Here is a 19548-nt window from a genome sequence, read left to right on the forward strand (position 1 = left end):
CCCCGCTCTCTCTTTTGTGAAATATTTTTATTCTTCGGATCCGTTACTCAGCGTATCCAGTCACAACGCTATCCACTCTCGTAGTCGCTTTTGTTTGAGCATCATTCGTTTTAGGAATAAGCCCTGTACCTGGTTGAAAAATCAAAGTTACCACCAAAAATGCTGTTAATCCAAAACCTAGTACTTTCTGCCATGTCCAACTCATTGCTATGATCGTCTCCTCTTATCTAGTAATTTGTATCAAATGAATACGACCACAGAAACAAACCAATGACAAACCAAACCATTGCTAGTCCTGTACCCGCCACATTGATCATGAACAACACCTGGTTTAAATCATTCTCCCGGGCTTCGAAGCTCGATTGCTGTTTTTTATTGAGCGTGTCGGAGTTTTCCTTTAACATCTTGTCAAGCTCATTGTACTCGACACCATCCAGATCTCGAAGCATGGAAGCAAGGTAGGCAATCTCTTCATTACCAGGATGCCGCTGCTGCAGCCGCATGAGAGCAACTTCTTTCCCTCTTCCCCATTCGTGTTCCAGCAAAATGAGGTCACCCTTGATAATCTTAAAATAATCCTGATATTTTTGGATTAAGTAAAGAACATTTCGCTGCTGGATCTCCTGCACCTCATTTCGCAAAAGCAGTAGAAGCACATGCGTTTCCCTGGTAACGCGGTACCTTCGAACCTTTTGCAAAACTGGACCGATGACATTTGAAAATATCGTAAAGTTCTTAACACTTGGCCACATTGTACTATAAAGTAAAAATAAGCTGGCAATGGGCAAGAACAAATTACCTTGATAATCTGACCATCTTAATAACATGGTTACAAATACAACCAGCGTTACGATGTCCCTAAATACTTTTAGTTTTGCAGCATCGAAAGGAATGCCCATACTTTGAATCAATTGATTTTCATCTTCGTTTACATAGATCTTTTGCCATCTTGATAGACGCTCTGTTGTCTCTAACTGGACATAAATCCTCATTTCATTGACTGCTAGAATCCGCTGTCCCTTGCCGATGGAAAGAATCACTGAAATACCAGCTGCTATAATTAGCAAAAAACTCGCCCATAGGATGGTATCGAATGGATTTTCCCAAAAATACAAGATATCACCACCTATAAATCAAACTTTCTTCGAGAAATAATGAGATTGACTACAATAGCCATAAATCCAAAGAAAACACCACCGATAAACAAAGTGGATCCAATTACACTTTCAAACATAAACTTCCTTGTTCCCTCTTCTCCCATCATTCGTAGCGCAAAGTAATAGGCGCCGTACAGGAGCGGAAAGGCAAAGAATCCGACTTGGACAATTTCCTTTTTTTTAGGCTTATCCTGATGCGAAACTCGCAAATAGCCGTGCATTTGTTCGATCAAGGATCGAAGTCCCATTGATATTTTCTTGGCTTCTCTCCGCCCCGATCCTTTATGGTCAAGACCGTAGGCTTCGCGATACATAATAAAAAATGTAGTTGCAAAAATGGAACCTACCTGATGCTCAAATACATCCAATTCAAAAATTAAACGACTCTCTTGTTTCCTTTGCATGGCCTGTGCAACCCGAAAGGTCATCGATTTTAAAGGACCGGTATGAAGCACATCTGTTAATTCCATCATCGTTGGATACAAATCATATTTCTGTAGATACTTCCTCTCAAATTCCTCTACATAATTCAGAAACTGATGGCTCAATTTAGCTCGGCGACGTTGAACAAACGCACGAAGAAATATAAATGGCAGCAGCATGACAGCGAAAATGATAAGAACAGGTATAATATAACTAAGCCCGCTAAAAGGAAGCAGGCTGCTACCAGCCTTAAAATAATTGTTCTGTACCCATATTCCACATGTAATCCCCATAACAATGCTAGTGGTAAAAATGAAGATTAATGTTAGACGAGTTGCTGACGCCGATAACATAATTAAGGCATTTAAGTCCAATGCAACAACACGGTACCACGATTTTTCAAAATACTTTTCGTTATTCTGTGGTGAAGATCTTCCAAATCCATTTTCCGAAAATCGATGATCGATTTCTTCCTGAATTTGATGCAATTTAGATCCCTGGATAAAGAAATGAATGCCGCAACCAACACCTCCAACCAAAATGAATAACATAGAGATATACATCCAGTATTGGCTCAGGTTCGTTATGATCGTTGCCAGCATTAGCCCCCTCCCCATGTAAGCGAAATTTCTTTCTCTTCTTCTGGAATTGGATACTTCTCCGACAGTGCCTCTAAAGCCTTCATACCTTCTTCAAAACTATCTCGATTTTTTCGACGCATCCGATTCTTTAAACGCTTATCAATATGATGATGGAAGTACCACTGCCGACCATCGAACCACATAATCCGACGACTTGTTACAGTCAAAGTGATGGCATCAAATACAATTTCGGAGAGTTCAACATTCCTTAATGTTATTTGATCTTCATCCAACTCCATGACCATCACAAAATCGATATGATTGGCATAATCCGTTAACGCAATTTGATAGTTTAATCCTTGAACCCACCGTATTTCCTTACGTGCTAATGTACCCGGTACGTTTGATGAATCTTTTTCATGCATCGTTGTTACAACTAAACCCGTTGTATTCGCACAAGCCTCTTTATACATAGAAGCCTCTACCTCTCTGACTTCCCCGATAATGTACTGGCCAGGATCCTGCCTAAGCGTTCGTGGAAATACAATGGATACCATCGTTTTGTCATCACCCACAAATTCAGTAATATCACGATCGGGAAAGCGAGACTTTAAGCCGAGCTCCGGAGCATTCTCGGCAAGAACCGAAATTTTATCAGTTTCCGTTTCGGCAAATAGGGACAATAGTATGGTTGACTTTCCCGTTCCTGGCTCACCAGTAATGATGCTTTTACAACCACATCGAGCGATCATTCGGTAAATAGGGGCGGCCTCGTAGTCAATCGTTTGTAACTTGGCTTGTTCTTGCAGCGTGAAATGCTCTACTGTATTTCGTCTAAATACAATTGTTGGCCAGAGCGTTAGAGGCGGCTGCGTAATAACTACCCTTGTCCCATCGTACAAACGCAATTCAGAATATTGTTTTTCCCGGTTCATTACTGCCGATTCATCATTTCGCATTAAGTTCTCGATCAGTCGATAGACATCCTTGATGCTCCTATACTGTTCGTGCATACGATGCTTCTCACCGATTTTTTTGTACCTAACTTCGGTACCATTCACTCGACACTTCCCGATGTTACGATGCCGCTCCAACCATACACTTACCACTCCCAGCCCCCATATTTCATGGAATAAGGCATCTATAAGGTTTTGGTAGATTGAAGGGTATTGTGTTTCTGTAAGCTTCAATTGCTCGACCTGCTGCTTAATAATAATTTTTATTTCTTGAACAGCTTCAGGATGACCAATTGTTGCTCTATGCTGCTGATTCAGATAAGCCTTTTTCTCATCATCGGTTTTTGCAGAATCGAGACGTTTATCAAAATACTTACTAATAACGTCAAGCGTACCGTCAAAGGCTCCCAGCGAATAGCCGGTTGTTGCGTCTTTTCTTTTATGATTATCCCGAGTGTAATCAATCAACTGTCCAATGGTAACTTCCTCTTTGCCCATGATTTCCTTTTCAATAGTAGCCATGGTTTAACCTGTCCTTCCAGCGAATATTTGAGTAAAAAATGAGACTTTTTCATTTTTGGCCATGACAACAGGTAGCTCGTAATCGGATATGATCAGATCAATTAACTTACCAAGTCCATTCTTGAAATGTTTAGAGTTCCGTACATTTGTTGGCACATATGGTAACGTAGCTATATTGGGAGAATCCATATACGTTGATATATTTGATTTTGTACCGGTTCCTTGACCATCAAAGTTAAAGATAAAACTCGTTTTCCTTAAATCGATCTCAAACTGATGTTTTAAGTCAGGCATTACTCCATAAAATTCTTGCATTTCCTCTGCCTTGCTCGTCGCACACATGTACTTCCTTTGAATTGCCTTTAATGCGACAAGTGTAAACGAATTATCCCAATAGGGACTAACATCGAACAAGGTTACGTCAAAAGCATGCTGCACTATACCAATGATCTGCTCCAATCGATTAGGAACGAATGTTCGAGCATATTCCAAGTGCGGATTACCGGATATCTCAAATATTCTTTTTTCTTTTTCACGAGCTATTTCTTTTACCCGCTCTGCAGTCAAACCACCTGACTCATATTCGCGGTACAGCTGGAATATGCCTTCGGGAACTGAGTTAAAAGCGTAAGGATCCAACCGGATGATCCCAATAGTGGCACTTGTTTTCTCCGATAATTGTTGAGCAATCGAATCCACAATTTTAGATGTACCCGATTTGCGATGGCAGGAAACAAATGCGATTGCATTTTGCCGTTGTGACTGAAATCTTTCCGGGAATACGATCCTAGCGATTTCATCTTGTATTTGTGAGTCGGTGCGATCCACCAGGAAGCTGGCTGATTTGATATCGCAGGTTTCTTTGGCTTGTTCATAATCTCCGTCCAAGCCGCGACGAACGCCATAAACATAAATAATTTTGGCGTTAGGATACTCGTTTGCTGCATAGTCGAGAATTTGTAATGAGGTATGATCTAAAATGATTACTTCAGTTTCAATTCGTTCTGTAAATTCGAAAACATATTTAGTTGCCTGCAGATCTTTTATGTTTTGGACAATTGGTGCTAATCTACTCGTATTTCCCACAACGATTGCCTTCATAAGTCACTCCCCATTTACAGCATAAATCAGTTTATAACCTTCCTGAACAGCCATTTTTAATACCGCGTATTCTTCGGATTTGAGATATATTTTTGCTTCAGTCGGCTTAGCAGTACCCTCTGAGCGATCGTCGACTCCTTTTTGGTTTTTGACTGTTTTGTTCGATGAGTCCATGATATAACGCAACCGCACGTTTTCAAATACCGGCTTAGTTAATGGTCTCTCCGGAGTATCCATCACTTGATCAAGCACTTCTGGAAAACCAAGCATCTTGGTCTGGGTATTTGAATTCACTTTAGCAGCCTGGCTTTGTTTGAGCTTTTCACTCGGGAATAGCCAAAGATCACCTGTATCACCGTTCCGGCCCGTCCAATCAAGTACTTCCCACCAAGAAGCAGGTATCGGATATTCTTTTTCTCCTTTTTTTGGGGCAAAGATGGTTTCGCCAACATAATTTAGGGTTAAAAAATCACCTGGGTGGAGTGTCTGTACCATAGTTTTATTGACAACTTGATTTTTATTATTCGGTGTTATCATGGTTGGGGTAATGACAGCTTGCAAAACTTCCTTCTCATCGAAGAGCAGTTCAAATTTGTCCGCTGTGATTTCAGTGAATTTCTCCACCTTGGCGCCCTTCTTCGGCTCATATACATAAGTCTTTGGCAATAAATCTTGACCAGCTATATAGATGATCATAAATCCACCAATACCCACCACAAACATGACAATGGAAGTCATGAACAATAGGGTTACTTTAACGCGCATAACTGCTCCTCCCTGAAACTCAAAAACGTTCCATTAAGACGGACTTTGGCAACGTTCTACCTTAATGAAACGTATGGAATCAGTTATCTAAAAAATCAAATATAAATTGCTTCAAATGTACCTCGCCAGGATTTTCTCCCTTTACTGCCATGCGAAAGGCTGTTCGTACATCTGCCATATGTTCATCAATTAAAAATAAATGGATCATTTCGTCTGGTAGATGGTTCAGAGAACCAACAATTTCACAAACCGCTTCCTCAGTGCCACAACTCCATAACATAATGGGAGGATTGTCAGTAGGATATGGGCTAGGGAGACGTCCCTCACGTTCAATCCAATTTAAATACCTCTTCAATTTGTATTTCATGAAGCGAAGCGGTTTTTTGGTTTGTTGTAAACGTTCAATGTACATTACGATTGACCCCATCGGCGTTTTCATTCGAATGAGCGCTAATGGATTTTCTTCGTTTGGTGAAATATGTGGATACAACAAAAAATCTTCCTTGGCAATTATACCTTTCTGCAGCAGCTGTATTCTCAGTTCATTGACTGCACAAATAGGAAGATAATGCGATATATTTTGTGCCAGAGCAATCGGGTTGGGAAGGTCGTGCATGCCCATGACAAACCCCAAATAATTTTTTGCCGCAATCCCGATGCTCCAGACATATTCTCTCTCATTAAATTCGCTTTCCATGTACCAACCGTCAAACCAACCAATTTGCTGTAGAAAGCGAAGCCGGGTACCGAGTTTGTGGCCTTTCTCAAACTTGTCTTGGTAGAGACGCCGAAGCTGATTTTCCGTCAACACTTTCATTTGAGCTAGTGTAACGGCTACTTCTACATCACCTTCCGTTATCTGTCCGGTTTCGACGCGGAAAACCGTAACTTCCAAATTTGTTTCTGGCCGACTCCGAAAAGGCAGCATTTTGAATTGCAATGTCGGATCATCCAGTATGGGAACACCGCCATCTAGCGATTTCCACACCCTTGCCGTTTCTGCGTTAAGTGGAGTAAGGGCTGAACGCATATGGTTTACGCAATGAAGATTGTAGTGTTGGATCTACTTTAAAAATTCTTGCCTTTCCGCGTCGAGCCTGCTTATCCATCGATACAATTTCTATGTGAACTTTCAGCCCTTGCGGCAGGCTACCGCCGTATTGCCGTCGTAAATTGGATTGAAGATTTCCTAGGATGACAATCCCTTTTGGCAATTCAAGAAAGTAACTGTTCTGCCCCGCTCCAAAGCCGGTTATTTTGGCTACAGTGGAATCGCCTCTTGTATAAAAATCATCGATATTATCCCATATTTTTAACATTTCTTCATTCAGCACGGCTCGACGCGACAAGCGCACACGATAGCCAAACTCCACTACTGTTTTACTTATAGTTTCAGCTGCGGCAGCGTCTCCGGTTTCATCTTCTTTGCGGTCATCAATCCGTTCATCAATAGAAATGATTTTTAAATCAAGTTCGGTACCCACTTTAAGAAATTCTCTTAAATTCGTAGTCCTGACAGAATCCCATTCCTGTGGAGGGATTAGGCAAGGAACTCCTTCTACATCAATAAATACCAAATTATTTTCAGTTACGCCCGTTACATAACCGCTGACCATATCGCCCACGCTGTGGTTCCGGATAAAAGCCCTGGATACTAGCGGCACCGCTTCGATCCTACTGACGATAACATTACCATCTGGCGTGATCTGTTTTACGATGAATGGAACTGTCGTTTGCAAAAAACCGCTGTAAGACACCAAATCCCGATTAATGAATTCATTTTTCCTGCAATACACGATCACGCCATTAAAGTTAATCAAAATCAATTCCTCGCTACTGTCCCTACCAAGTTTGACGGGACGAATATTCTCGACCAGTCCATACTGCACATACTTTCTACGCATTGATTCCTGTAACAATTCCAACACAGCTACATTGTTCATACATTGCCTCCTCCAGGGTTTTAAGCAAAAGGGCATAGAAAAAGACGCACGTAACCAATAGGTCGCGTGCGTCTTCCGCCTTGTCGCTTGATGAAAGTTTATTCTAATAAAATTACTATACTCAAAAGTTTCCAAATAGACAAGCCCCATTTTATGGAGTTCCTTACAATCAGAGTCATCATTCGGTATCCTTAGTTATTTTGAAAACCTGCTTCAAAAAGTTTTTGCTACTTGCATCAATGCCAACATCTTTCAGATGCTCTAGCCGCCGTTGCTTTTTATCCATGACTACAGGCTCAGGAATAGCTGGCTCCTCCTGGACTTGGAGTACATCTGCTTCTATTTCTTTTTGATCGTTTACGATTTCATTGACTTCTGGCTTGTTGACTTGTGGGACCGGCGCCTTGCTCTGGATACTGCCAAATAGGCTTGAAAAGTTAACAACGTCGTTCGATGGTGATTGCTCAATTTTAGTGACAGGAGTGCTCTTCATTTCTTGGACTTGAATGGAAGGTGATTCCGACTTACTTGGTGCATGGGGCAAGCTATCCTCGCTTTTCTTCATTGTTTTGGTATTTTCGCCTTCTACAGTTCTCGTCTCTCCGGGTACTCTCTTTCCATATGCTATTTGAGAAGCACGAGGTAATGGCTCTTTTTCAATTTCATCTTCACGTATCCTTTCAACATCAACAAGGACCGTTACATCCATTTCATCCTTAGTCTCGCTTAATGAAAGACTAACAAATCGGTCCATGTAATCTTCAGGCTTTTCCATTTCTTCAAAAATGGGAGCTAAACGACCGTTTTGGATTTGCATTTCCAAATCAGCTGAAGGGTCTTTAGTATTAGGGTCAACGAACTCTCCCGAACTATCAATCCAATTCATATCAAATGTATATACAATATCGTCGTCATCTTGCCAGTATCTCATAAACTCTTTTACTGCAGCGGGCTTGAGTGCTTTTTTCCACTTTTTTGAGTTTCCCATATCGACGAAGTCACCCTCGCCTTTTACTGCTTTCGCTGTACTTCCTTCAATTACCAACCGGATGTAACTGAACTTGAATTTGTTGAACATGATTTCATCTTCGGTAACCAGTTCTTTTTCTTCTCGAGTGATCGTTTGCCCATAACTAAATGATGGGTTCGCAGCGCTTTCTGGCGTGTAATTTTCCCTAATGGATACTTCTTCAACAACATGCGTTCCGAAAATAGGAACCAGCTTTTTCGCATCATACTGGCCAACACCACCATAGACAATATAATTCCTTATGGTCCCGATCATGGCATCAACAAATGCTTCATCGAATTTCACTTTGAACTGAGATAAGGATTGGCAAGCAACCATAATGGCAATCTTATATTTTCTACCTTGTCCCGCTAACTTAAGAAAAGGAGCATTCATGTAATCATAAAATTCATCGACATCAACAGCAATCAGCGGTCTTGTATCTTCATCTCCTTTTCTCCGGAACACGGCATTTTGGACACTCATGAGTACCAATTTACCAAAAGCATCTGATACATTGCCTAGTAATCCATTGTCCGTATTACAAAGCAAAATGCCCCCCTTTGCCATTAGTTTATCCAGGTCTACTGCATTCTTGCCAGTCAGGATCCTTGCTAAATAAGGATTTGTAATTAAATCTGCTAAAAGATTTCTTGTTTGACGGGTAAATTCGGTCTGCTTGTCTTTAATTTTTATTTGTCCCTTGTACTCGCCGGAAGTAAATTTTTGCAGCATGCCTTCACGGTCTTTTTCCTCTTCTAAACCATCGTTATCGAACCAGCGTATTGTCCGAGAAACAAGCATCCAGTAAATTTGCATATCTCGTGGCATACGTTTAATTTCTTCTTGCTCTGGTACTTTACCACGGACCTCTTCCACCATATTTTTAGTAAACCTTGGATCCTGATACATTTGGTCTAAATCCAAAAGGGTACATTCATTTTTTTTAAGAAATTTTAATAAATAAATATACTGTTTCAGTACAGTACGACATGCTTGCCTGAAAAATTCGTTCGAAACCTCACTCATACCATCTAAAACCGCTGTTATTGTTTCCGCCACCTGCTCGATAGGCCCAATCATCGTATTGATTCCAGGTGTATCTCGATTGGAAGGATCAAGGTATACGATTAATTTATCAGGGATACCGTGTTCTTTTGCCAGGCTGTAGCTCTTATCGCATAAATCTTTTGAAGGCTCAATGACCACCATACCGATTAAGTGCTTTCCTAACTCTTTCAAAAACTCAGGCGTATTCAACCCGTATTGTTTAACCAGCTGTGGGAAGGCATTAATCATCTTTTGCATATGCTCTAAATCCTGTCGAACTACTTTGAGAATTTTAAGTGAAGTTTTTCCGCTCCCAGGAGGACCTATTAGAAAGGTTCCAAGTTGTCGGGTAACCCCCATCATAACAATCGGAACCCGGGATAACGCTTCAAGTGCAAGTGTTATATCTGGAAATTTCATTGCCATTTCCTCACCAAAGCGAGCTAAGTATTTCCATTCAAATTTATAATCAGCGAACCAATCTTGAATCACCTTGTCCTGTCGATAAGCGCCTAATAGCCAATTCAGGAACATATAAGTAATAATCTCAGGAATCATGATTAAGGTTGTCCCCAGCAAGTGCAGCGCGCCAACATGGACATACTTTCGGTTGTTTCCCGTTACAAATGTGTCAAGTAACATCACTTTATCATAGGTTATCGGTTTCAAGAAGTTAGAGGCAAATACATTATAAACGACCGCTCCTGTTAAGACCACAAATCCAAAAAACATCTTACGCCGAAGAATGGAGCTGGTGCACATCTTTAGTCTTGTGGAAAATAGCCATGCGCTGCTCGTTAAAATAGCAGTGCTGACTAGCATGAAATAATGATTTCCTGATGGTGGGCTATAGAAAATCATGAATTGCCCGATTATTGGGATGGAGTGCGCGATCTGCTCTTTTGTCATGTCAAACTTTCCAAGAAACATAGCAACAAACATACCCAAGGCAGAAATAAAGATAAAATACAACACAACATACATGACCCATACAACGGCTCCGGGAAGGATTTTTCGCCAATCAAATCCGCGGATCCAATCTACAAGAAATTGCTTCACTGATCTACATCCTCCCACGTAAGCGTATTAATATTTCGTATTTTTCGGTACACAGGTTTTTTATAGTGGCCCCATATCCCGCTCCTACATACTTCCTCCCAATTGACATAGTAGAATGGTGGATCTGTAAAATGGACCTCACTATCAAGCTCTTCAGCGTTTGGGTAAACCAAAACAACTTTTGCTTTTTGATTTCCTTCATCAATCCATTTCTGCATTTTTAATGCTTTAGCAATAGGGTTCACCCAACCTAACTTAGCCAAAAAAATCATGTGTGTTTCTGCAACGCCGAAATTCCGGATACGGATCACTTCATCCGGCATTATAGGTAGTGGTGGGTTCAAAATAATCTTTTTCAATTCATCTGTAAAAAACACGCTTTCTTTTTCCAGGGTATGTGGAGTTGCATTGACATACATTGCAAAATCTTGAGCTCTCGGATACCCATGTAACATATTTCCATTGTTTTCAATAAAGAATTCTGATGATGTTAAGCATGTAACCTCATCGCCATGCAGCACTTGTGTCTTGTCAAAAATCAACTCCTCTTCCATATGCCTAATAATTATTTTTTTTGTATTCCTTGCCCTCATCTGGGTGTGATTCTTAGGAGCGGGGAGCAAAACATCATTTTCATACCAACCGTTTACTGAGAAAAAGGCCATATTATTATGAGGATAGTAATCCAGGGAATATAAGAATTTTTTACATTTGTCCTCGATCTCTCGTGAATCCTCTGTCTTCAGGTCGCACTCAATTGAAAGAAACCCGGTATAGTGTTCTTTCAAAATATCTTTTTCAGCCGCTTGTCTGGATTCAACAGGTATATTGAGTGGACATTCTGTTGTGCGTCTGTTTTTTACGAGCTCTGAATAGAATGGATTAGGTTTGAAAATAAACCAATCGGGACGGTATGGTGTAATTTTACCTGTAACTCTCAAATCCTGTATGGGATACCGCCTCCAATCCGAGTGGGGGAAATATATGCCCTTTTGGGTAAGGTTGTATAATAGCCTGGACATAAATTCTTGTGTTTCAAAGTGATGGGCTTGTTGACTTCCTACTGCCAGGTTCCGTAATAGATAATGTTGTTTAGGCAGAGTTGGATGTTCATAATTCCATAACGCATGTAAATCAAATGTAGCAATAATATAAAGCCCAAGTTTGGCTAACCGATAGTGATATTTTTTTTCGTCACCTTTAGCTCTGCTCGCCTTCAATAAGTTATCGCGATTGAGTAATTGCTGGGCATACATTTCTGCAAGGAGATTACCGACTGACTTTTTATGCATATGAGGAGTCGCTACTCTTCCAATTTGAAACATATCCAATTGTCTATGCGTATAGAGACATCTTAAGATTGCCATTTTGTTAGAATTATTTATGGCAAGCTTGATGACTTTATCTTCGACAAAACCATTTTTTAATCTGCTTGATTTTCCATTTATCCACCGTTTCTTTCTGCCGCTTTTTTCTACAGTACCATCCCCCTTAACCGTTTCGATTTTATTCAATGATCCATCTTCTCTATCAAACTCTAATTCATCACCATCTGCTTCATCTTCTTCATCCAAATAATCTTTGAAGATATCAACCGAACCATCTTCATGGTGATCGGGAGGAATGAAGTCTGTAGGATCGTAATCGTTACTTATGATGTGCCTTACTTCCGACATTTGAAACCACCTCCTAAAATAAAAAAAAGACGCGATCTGCCCCTTTGGGCACACATCGCGTCTTCCGCTTTTCATATGAACAAAATAAATTATACAACAAGATGATTAAATTGTGCAGTTGAAAAAGAAAAAACGTTCCTTCGATAACATGAGGGAGAGAGCAGCCGCGAATAGCGAGGTTAATTACATCAATGGTTGAAGCGATTTGGGTATAGCAACATTCAAAGGGAAGATCTGCGCGCAAGGGTCACAATACCTCCCAACCCGCACCATACCGACTTTGAAGCAGTGCTCCTACCAAGTATTAGATCGCGGCGACCGACTCAGAGGTACCGTCCAGCCTTTTCTGATACATGTGATCGAGTTCAAACAGGTAATGTGTTTTCTGAAAACTCAGAATGCTTATTGCTGTTGGTAGTATAGTTAGTCTGGCTAACCCTTATACAACGAATCAAATTAGGTGTCAAAGCAGGCTTGCAAAAATTGATGCCGGAAAGGTATTTTCGTTGGCGTTCAAATGTATCACGATAGCAGACATTTGAGTTGGAATGCTATGGATTGGGCATTTTAAATGGATGATAATCCTATGAAAAATATGGAATATTTACCAGTGATGATTCGTATATCGAAGGAGTCTATTTATAAGCTATTAAGAGGCTATGTTGGTTGGTGAGCGTGTATAGTTACTCGGGGTTTTGGAAGTGCAATTAAGAGTCCACAATGCAATATTTAAAAGATCTACATCGAAAGTATAAAAACTTCCTATTTTCCCTTTAGAAATCAACTCAAATTCAATTTTTAAAATTTTCGGAATGAGCCTCCTTTTCCCAAAAATATCGGGTGCTTACAGGCAACGGTTTCAGAACGTTGCCTGTAAGCACCCGATTTAGGCTCCCAATAAGCTAATTTTAGACCTCTCTATATCTGGTAACAATCTTTAACATGCTCTCAACAACCTACCAGAATCCGAAATACATATTTCCCCCTCTTTTGAATCACATATTCGAATTGCATTGGCCCATTGCGATCCATATTAAAAAGTAGAGCAGCACCTAGATAGCAACGAATCTAAAAAGAGTTATTAACATTCTGGAAGTAGCTGTAGCCAATACGTTGGCCTTATATTCTAATTCTATTACCTTGAATCGAACTGATTGAGGACATCAATTACCCCTTTAAAACCTTTGGATGATAGTGAAAACTTCCTCTTCCATGGTTTGTACGAATCATTAAATAGAGTTATCTATTGATAAGTCAGCACTTATTTTATCAATCTTATAGTTACTATTATAGAAACTATATAAGTGATTGCATAATGAGTCTGCCTTTATCCCTTTGTTTATCAACACTTTACTTATAGTTACTACAAATATTGATATTGCTGAATTTCCATCCAACATTTCAATAATCGGAACGGAAAATACAAAGTTTTTACTAAAAAATCATCAATCTAGACATTTTAATAGAATCATTCAATCTTGGTGTCTATATTGGATACATATATAGATACCTCAAAACAACTCATATTCTATAAGGATAAACTAGTATTGAATTAATCAATATTTTAGATTATGATTGTAAATAGTAACCAAATTAGTAACTATAGATTATCAAAGGAGGTGGTAGTTATCCGTGGAGTTTCAATTACATCAACAATACATAGAGTTGGAATTCACTAAAGAACAAACTAAAATGTTTGCGGATATTGTGGAACTTGATTTGCCTATGAAGCGAATTCTTTTAACCGTAGGGCAACATGCTGACGCCAATAAAGAAAATGAACTCAGTGCCGGCATCTCAATTAAGCAACTTTCTGAAAAAGTAATAATTACACGCAAGGTTCAAGAACGTGGCAAGGGCAAGAAATTCGGTCTTCAAGAAGCCAACATTGACCGAAAACATGCAGAACGTATTGTTGAATCACTGCTTAAGATGTCACTTTGTTTTTATAAATCATTTCATCCAACAAAACTGATATTTTTAACACCACGTGGCCGCGGCGTCGCGTCTGAGATCATGCGTCGCCATAGAGAATCCCAAAAACAAATTAGGAGTTGACTATTTAATGTCATTCAGAGATAACCCCCCTTCCATTAACATGACCATAGTTGGTTTTGGACAAGCTGGATCAAGGATAGCTGATAGATTTGCTGCTTATAAAACCAGAGATGGGAAGCCCGTTTACAACTGCCTAGCCCTAAATTCAAATGACGGTGATCTCGAAGAATTACGTAATATAGCACCTGATAACAGGATATCATTAAAATTAGGTGGATTAGGAAAAAATCCTGAAAAGGCACTCCAAATATTAGAACAAAACGAGCAAGTTAAAGATAATTTAAAGGACTTTGTAACAAAAAAAGTTCGTGTACAAGATACTGTGGTGCTCTTTATTGCAGGATTAGGCGGCGGGACTGGTACAGCCACTATATTAAAAGCAATTGAAGAATTTCATGAATTCTATAATCTAAGATTAGTAAAACAGGCTCTTTTTAAAATTAAGGAACAAGTTGGAGATGCTGACTTTAAGCAAAACATAAGAAAATACCAGCTTGATGCCTATAATAAAGTGAAAGATGAATTCAAAAAAATAGGGATAATTGCTACTATTCCTGTCCGCAGCGATGGACCAGATGTATTACGCCAAGTTAATGACTTCGCTTCTCGTATATGGAACATGGCAAAAAACCCTACTAAAGGCATTGCATTCGTACAATTCCCAGATAATCAAATGTTTTATGAACGGTTCATAAATGAACGTGACTCTTCCTCCAAAAATTATCGAGATTTTGCTAATAGTGAAATAAGCTCGATTTTTCATGAGTTGAATACAGCGACAAATGGTAGTGGAACCTCAGTAATCATGGATTCCAATGATTTTAAACGTGTTGTAATTGAAAAAGAAGGCTGTTTTGTTATTAATAAAGTGCAAACCAATGTTAAATCCATTTCCAATACAGATGACTTAACGAAGCTTTTTGTAAGTTCTATAGAGAGTAATAACCTTCATGATCCTATTGCTTTGCAAGAAACAGACGATAATGGCCAGACAACATTCGCCAGGGTCCATCATGTTGGTTTACTTGGTATTATTCCTCCTGAATTAAATAAATTAGGAAGCTCTTTCATTGATAATGCTAAGGAAGAAGTAAGTATTAAATTACCATTACAAGGCACAATTTTTTCAGGCTATCTAAGCGAAAACAACAATTTTAATACTACTGTTTACTCATTTTATAAGACCGATGCCCTACCCATCCGGCTTTCAAAGGGATTAGTAAAAGAATATGAAGAATTTATGGCCAAACAAAAGCAAGTGACCTATAAACAAGATTCAATTCAACAAATAGCTGTGGCTAATCAAGAAAATATTGATCTTGATATGGATCTAACTGATTTCGGTATAACACTGGAAGATCTCGGAATAACAGAATCGCAACAAAATTCCTCAATTGATGGTGATGTTGACATTGAGAATATGGATTTCTCTGATATTGATCCAAATAACATAAACTAGAATTATAAGACCTCCCCTCTCATATGGTGATTGGGAGGTCTTTTCTATAAAATCCGTGATTTTTGGAAATTAAGCGTGCAGTCCCCCCTCCTGATTCCTATAAAGTTTGATTTTAGAGCAAACTGCTGGAGCAATTATCCTCAATTACCCCTCTACGCTAAGCTGCTGGTATCTCTCATACGTTTATAACCTTCATATCGGCTTAATGTTGGTTCAGATGCTCCAATGCCCCGATATTGCCCCTCTGTTTTCACAAACATACAATCCCTTCCTCAGTACATTTTCGTTTTCCCTCAAAATTAGTATGTTCATTACAAATTTTGTGTAAAATTACACCTATCATAAGAGGCTATCAATAGATGATAGCCTCTTATTAATTATCAGTTATCTACCTCCCAATATATCAATACATAGTTTTATGTCATTTGGCGGTCGTCTATTAATAGTTCATAGACTATTATTAATTATTAATTGACTATCTATTGATATGTCACAATATATCAAGCTATAAATTACCTTAAATCATTAATCCTTCTTAGTAGGTCATAGTCTGTCGCTAATTAATATGAATCTACTTATTGATATACCATAGACTATAATGTGAATGGATCTGACAACCTCCCGATAGGTCACAGTCTATTATTAATTATCAATAGGCTTCCTAATAGCATGTCAAGCTGCAATTGGGATGTTCTACGAGAATTGCGGATAGAAGCTTCCAATAGGTAAGACGTTATTGGTAATTGTCAATAGACTGTGTATTAATAGATGATAGACGACCAATAGGTCAATATTTCGCTAGGTTTAAGAGGCTATTTACATCTCCCGGAAGTTTGCTAGCTATCAAATAATAAGCCCTTATGATATAATTTTTCCTAAATAGTAGGACTTATTGTTCACAAAATAGGTCAATAATCAAAATTTACGGTTGTAAGGAGGCTCTTAATAGGCTATGACAGATCACTTTGAGCTATATGAAGGACATGTGACAATAGGAATTGCTCATGAGAAGATGAAAAAGGCAGGTATTTCAATTCCTATTCCAACACTAAGAAACTGGGTAAATGATTTACACCTATTAAAAATACATACAATACCAAGAAACACAAGAGACGAGCGTATATTCAGCAAAGAAGACATAGATATACTCCGATTCATTGCTGAGGCTAAACAACGATTTGGAAGTAATGTTACTATGCAAACTATTGGTACTATGTTGCTCGAAAATTTCTCTCAGCATTTGCACTATGATCCGCATGATTCAAATCTCGAACATGGAATTACTCCAATCCTTTCAGAAGAGAGATTAAAAGATTTTCTAAGAGCTGAGTTACAGGAGATCAGCACGCTTAAACTTGAAATGGAACAATCGAAAGCAAAATATGAAGAAATGTTACGTCTTATGCCAGACCCTGTTGAGGAAGCGGAAAGACTTAAGAATGAAATTCATCAACAAGTTGTAAGTCTTATGCCAGATCCTAAAGCGGAAGCACTACAACATAAGATGGAATTGCGTCAGCACGATCTTGATCGATCATTTACAGAAAACCGAATACAAAAGCGATTGAGAGAAAAAGCTGAAGAAATTTGGAACCGGAACCCTAAAAAGACTGGGTTTATATTTAAAAAAGAAGACACTGCAGCTAAATTGGAATTTATCGAATTATATAAACTAGACCATTATGAAGAAGAAATGAAAAAGGAATACGCTTTAGCGAATGAAGTAAATCAAACAAATATGCAGGAAGAATAGAAAGAAGGGGAGAGGAAGATCATACCATCTGGTCAATGAGTAAGTAGTGATTGTTTACTTGACGCTCTTGATGATCCATCCATAAGATTCCTAAGCTTCTCTCTTTATTAACAAAGAAACAAGCACTGGTGCTCCTCTGACCAAACATACTGAATGGGCAGTAAGGATAGGAGTATCACCAGGAAGAGTGAGTGAGTTAGTTAATCCACAAAGACAAACAAGGCAACTTACCTTTATAAGAAGCTTTTTTGGCCGATACAGCCGATACCATCGTAGGAGACTGAGCAAGTGCCGCGGTGACCTTGCGCCCTTAAAGTAGCAGTGAAACTAAAGAGTGAGGTCAGCCATATGGAAATTCCACAACTTTCTTTTGGCATAGCGCAATCATCCCTTATAAGAGTAACTTTTGGTTATTAGTGTACCGTGCACTTTCTTTTAAAACTGCAGAGTATAGGGGGCAGCATTTGAAGAATTTAAATAAAGTATTTAATCAGATATGCTGGCTAACCGAATCCGGGGTATATAGTTGTAATGATATGATAGAGATTTTCAATAAAAAATTAAACTATACTGATAGCCTGCTTGAGAAAACCATCCAATCTTTTTTTCGCTCTTTTGCCGAGGAGCAGCTAGCTTGCCTGCAAATTAAACAGTTACCCTTTGATTATGTTATTTATCCATTAGTCAATCCTCATACATATGCCAACTTTTTAAATAGATCAGTCAATAACTATAGGGGTGTCCGTCCAAAGGTATCTCAAAAAGTAAGATTTACTGTTTGGGATGGGAATAATGCACCCGAACACTTGAGTGATTGGACAGGGGAGATAATCAGGAAGCAACATAACGGTGTTTTTATAGAATACATAATCCGAAGAGATATAGATAATGAAACTATTAAATTGGCACGCGGCTATATAAGAGAAGTAGTTCGATAAACTTGCACTAGAATTTATGGGGACTAATTACCAAGACTTACATGTGTTTGTTCAGACAGACATTGTATATTATTGTTGTGAAGGGATGTGACCAAATGCTATATCAAGTTATCAATTTACGAAATTTTAAATCGAAGAGTTTGACGCCAGCAGAGATTTTAGATATGGACTATGATTCCGAAGGCAGAGTAATTATTATGGGAAAAGACAAGGAAAACTATTTTTTACTGGCAAGTAAAGACATTGTTGAAATTGAAGACATAACCGACATCGCTCCCTAAGATGATATTGACATTCCAAGTCAGCTTGGGGCGGCGATACCGTTGACATAACAACTCCCATTTCTCTTCTAGCCAGTCCTTTGCCCACTGGCTAACACCAACAGATTATTGAATTTATACTTATGTCTACCAACCACAAGCAAATATTTAAAATGAATCCTCCAGTATCAACCGAATGTCTGCCAATAATATAAAAGTCCACAGCGTTTCCAACGGCCGCAAAGCAGTTCCACCCATCTACGAGCTCATCAATTCCTACATCGTCTGAACATTCCCCCATCAATTTTGCTAGTGCCATCAAACAATCAAGTCTAGATATCTATTTTTGTTAGTATTTTAATGGATATCATAGATATCTCAGATATCCAAAAAACATTAGGCAAGCGTCTCATATGGCTTCCATATCTCCGTCAACATGGCAATGGCGCTCTTAGCGACTTTTGGGCTACAACAGTAAAGGGCAAAGGTTCTACCAGGCAGCTTCCATATGCGATATCAAGGCAGGGGTGCTTCCGCTGCTTTCCAGCCCGAAACAGTAGGGCAGGGACGCTTCCGCTGCTTTCCAGCCCACAACAGTAGGGCAGGGGCGCTTCCACTGCTCCAAGCCTGCATCAGTAGGGCAGGGGCGCTTCCACTGCTCCAAGCCTGCATCAGTAGGGCAGGGGCGCTTCCACTGCTCCAAGCCTGCATCAGTAGGGCAGGGGCGCTTCCACTGCTCCAAGCCTGCATCAGTAGGGCAGGGGCGCTTCCGCTGCTCCAAGCCTGCAACAGCAGCGCAGGGGCGCTTCCGCTGCTCCAAGCCTGCAACAGCAGGGCA

Annotated in this window: 16 protein-coding genes; 5 read left to right on the forward strand and 11 right to left on the reverse strand. The window is 39.4% G+C overall.

Annotation, left to right across the window (positions count from 1 at the left end):
• Window positions 1-43: 43 nt before the first annotated feature.
• From G9U52_RS26430 to G9U52_RS26475, 10 genes are all read right to left on the reverse strand, one after another.
• Window positions 44-205, reverse strand: coding sequence for a hypothetical protein (locus tag G9U52_RS26430; RefSeq protein WP_166153648.1), 162 nt, complete (start codon window positions 203-205; stop codon window positions 44-46).
• Window positions 206-227: 22 nt separating this feature from the next.
• Complete coding sequence (locus G9U52_RS26435; protein WP_166153649.1) at window positions 228-1115, reverse strand: hypothetical protein; 888 nt, start codon at window positions 1113-1115, stop codon at window positions 228-230.
• Window positions 1116-1126: 11 nt separating this feature from the next.
• The gene (locus G9U52_RS26440; protein ID WP_166153650.1) at window positions 1127-2131 is read right to left on the reverse strand and encodes a hypothetical protein; all 1005 of its coding nucleotides are present in this window, start codon (window positions 2129-2131) and stop codon (window positions 1127-1129) included.
• Window positions 2132-2181: 50 nt separating this feature from the next.
• On the reverse strand, window positions 2182-3639 hold the full coding sequence (locus G9U52_RS26445) for an ATPase, T2SS/T4P/T4SS family (protein ID WP_166153651.1): 1458 nt from the start codon (window positions 3637-3639) through the stop codon (window positions 2182-2184).
• Between the two features lie 3 nt (window positions 3640-3642).
• Window positions 3643-4740 (reverse strand): CpaE/TadZ family protein, encoded by a 1098-nt coding sequence (locus tag G9U52_RS26450; RefSeq protein WP_166153652.1) that lies wholly within the window; start codon window positions 4738-4740, stop codon window positions 3643-3645.
• A gap of 3 nt (window positions 4741-4743) precedes the next feature.
• Window positions 4744-5505 (reverse strand): hypothetical protein, encoded by a 762-nt coding sequence (locus G9U52_RS26455; protein WP_166153653.1) that lies wholly within the window; start codon window positions 5503-5505, stop codon window positions 4744-4746.
• Between the two features lie 79 nt (window positions 5506-5584).
• Window positions 5585-6493: a hypothetical protein gene (locus G9U52_RS26460; protein WP_207953209.1), complete on the reverse strand. Its 909-nt coding sequence runs from the start codon at window positions 6491-6493 to the stop codon at window positions 5585-5587.
• Between the two features lie 16 nt (window positions 6494-6509).
• The gene (locus G9U52_RS26465) at window positions 6510-7448 is read right to left on the reverse strand and encodes a S1 RNA-binding domain-containing protein (RefSeq protein WP_166153655.1); all 939 of its coding nucleotides are present in this window, start codon (window positions 7446-7448) and stop codon (window positions 6510-6512) included.
• 178 nt (window positions 7449-7626) lie between these two features.
• Complete coding sequence (locus tag G9U52_RS41470) at window positions 7627-10566, reverse strand: type IV secretory system conjugative DNA transfer family protein (protein WP_166153656.1); 2940 nt, start codon at window positions 10564-10566, stop codon at window positions 7627-7629.
• Entirely contained in the window at window positions 10563-12242 is a 1680-nt protein-coding gene (locus G9U52_RS26475) for a replication-relaxation family protein (RefSeq protein WP_166153657.1), read from the reverse strand. The genes G9U52_RS41470 and G9U52_RS26475 overlap by 4 nt, the downstream gene beginning before the upstream one ends.
• A 1632-nt stretch (window positions 12243-13874) precedes the next feature.
• Here G9U52_RS26475 and G9U52_RS26480 point away from each other — a divergent pair.
• The 5 genes from G9U52_RS26480 to G9U52_RS26500 all read left to right on the forward strand — a co-directional run bounded on the left by G9U52_RS26480 (window position 13875) and on the right by G9U52_RS26500 (window position 18731).
• A complete protein-coding gene (locus G9U52_RS26480; RefSeq protein WP_166153658.1) occupies window positions 13875-14300 on the forward strand; it encodes a hypothetical protein in 426 nt (141 codons plus the stop codon).
• A 7-nt stretch (window positions 14301-14307) separates the two neighbouring features.
• Entirely contained in the window at window positions 14308-15759 is a 1452-nt protein-coding gene (locus G9U52_RS26485) for an FtsZ/tubulin family protein (RefSeq protein WP_166153659.1), read from the forward strand.
• Window positions 15760-16711: 952 nt separating this feature from the next.
• On the forward strand, window positions 16712-17512 hold the full coding sequence (locus tag G9U52_RS26490) for a hypothetical protein (RefSeq protein WP_166153660.1): 801 nt from the start codon (window positions 16712-16714) through the stop codon (window positions 17510-17512).
• Window positions 17513-17976: 464 nt separating this feature from the next.
• Window positions 17977-18450: a hypothetical protein gene (locus G9U52_RS26495; RefSeq protein WP_166153661.1), complete on the forward strand. Its 474-nt coding sequence runs from the start codon at window positions 17977-17979 to the stop codon at window positions 18448-18450.
• A 95-nt stretch (window positions 18451-18545) separates the two neighbouring features.
• Window positions 18546-18731, forward strand: a complete 186-nt coding sequence (locus tag G9U52_RS26500) for a hypothetical protein (protein WP_166153662.1) — start codon at window positions 18546-18548, stop codon at window positions 18729-18731.
• Window positions 18732-19200: 469 nt separating this feature from the next.
• On the opposite strand, the gene G9U52_RS26505 is transcribed toward G9U52_RS26500, so the two are convergent.
• Window positions 19201-19548, reverse strand: a 348-nt coding sequence (locus G9U52_RS26505) for a hypothetical protein (protein WP_166153663.1), incomplete at its 5' end; no start/stop codon positions are given.

Source organism: Paenibacillus agricola (assembly GCF_011440305.1).
Taxonomy (GTDB): domain Bacteria; phylum Bacillota; class Bacilli; order Paenibacillales; family NBRC-103111; genus Paenibacillus_S; species Paenibacillus_S agricola.

Excerpts from the sequence above, each read along its gene's own strand:
- G9U52_RS26430 (WP_166153648.1), bottom strand. The coding sequence starts at position 205 with ATGAGTTGGACATGGCAGAAAGTACTAGGTTTTGGATTAACAGCATTT.
- G9U52_RS26440 (WP_166153650.1), bottom strand. The coding sequence starts at position 2,131 with ATGTTATTCATTTTGGTTGGAGGTGTTGGTTGCGGCATTCATTTCTTT.
- G9U52_RS26445 (WP_166153651.1), bottom strand. The coding sequence starts at position 3,639 with ATGGCTACTATTGAAAAGGAAATCATGGGCAAAGAGGAAGTTACCATT.
- G9U52_RS26450 (WP_166153652.1), bottom strand. The coding sequence starts at position 4,740 with ATGAAGGCAATCGTTGTGGGAAATACGAGTAGATTAGCACCAATTGTC.
- G9U52_RS26455 (WP_166153653.1), bottom strand. The coding sequence starts at position 5,505 with ATGCGCGTTAAAGTAACCCTATTGTTCATGACTTCCATTGTCATGTTT.
- G9U52_RS26465 (WP_166153655.1), bottom strand. The coding sequence starts at position 7,448 with ATGAACAATGTAGCTGTGTTGGAATTGTTACAGGAATCAATGCGTAGA.
- G9U52_RS26475 (WP_166153657.1), bottom strand. The coding sequence starts at position 12,242 with ATGTCGGAAGTAAGGCACATCATAAGTAACGATTACGATCCTACAGAC.
- G9U52_RS26485 (WP_166153659.1), top strand. The coding sequence starts at position 14,308 with ATGTCATTCAGAGATAACCCCCCTTCCATTAACATGACCATAGTTGGT.
- G9U52_RS26490 (WP_166153660.1), top strand. The coding sequence starts at position 16,712 with ATGACAGATCACTTTGAGCTATATGAAGGACATGTGACAATAGGAATT.
- G9U52_RS26500 (WP_166153662.1), top strand. The coding sequence starts at position 18,546 with ATGCTATATCAAGTTATCAATTTACGAAATTTTAAATCGAAGAGTTTG.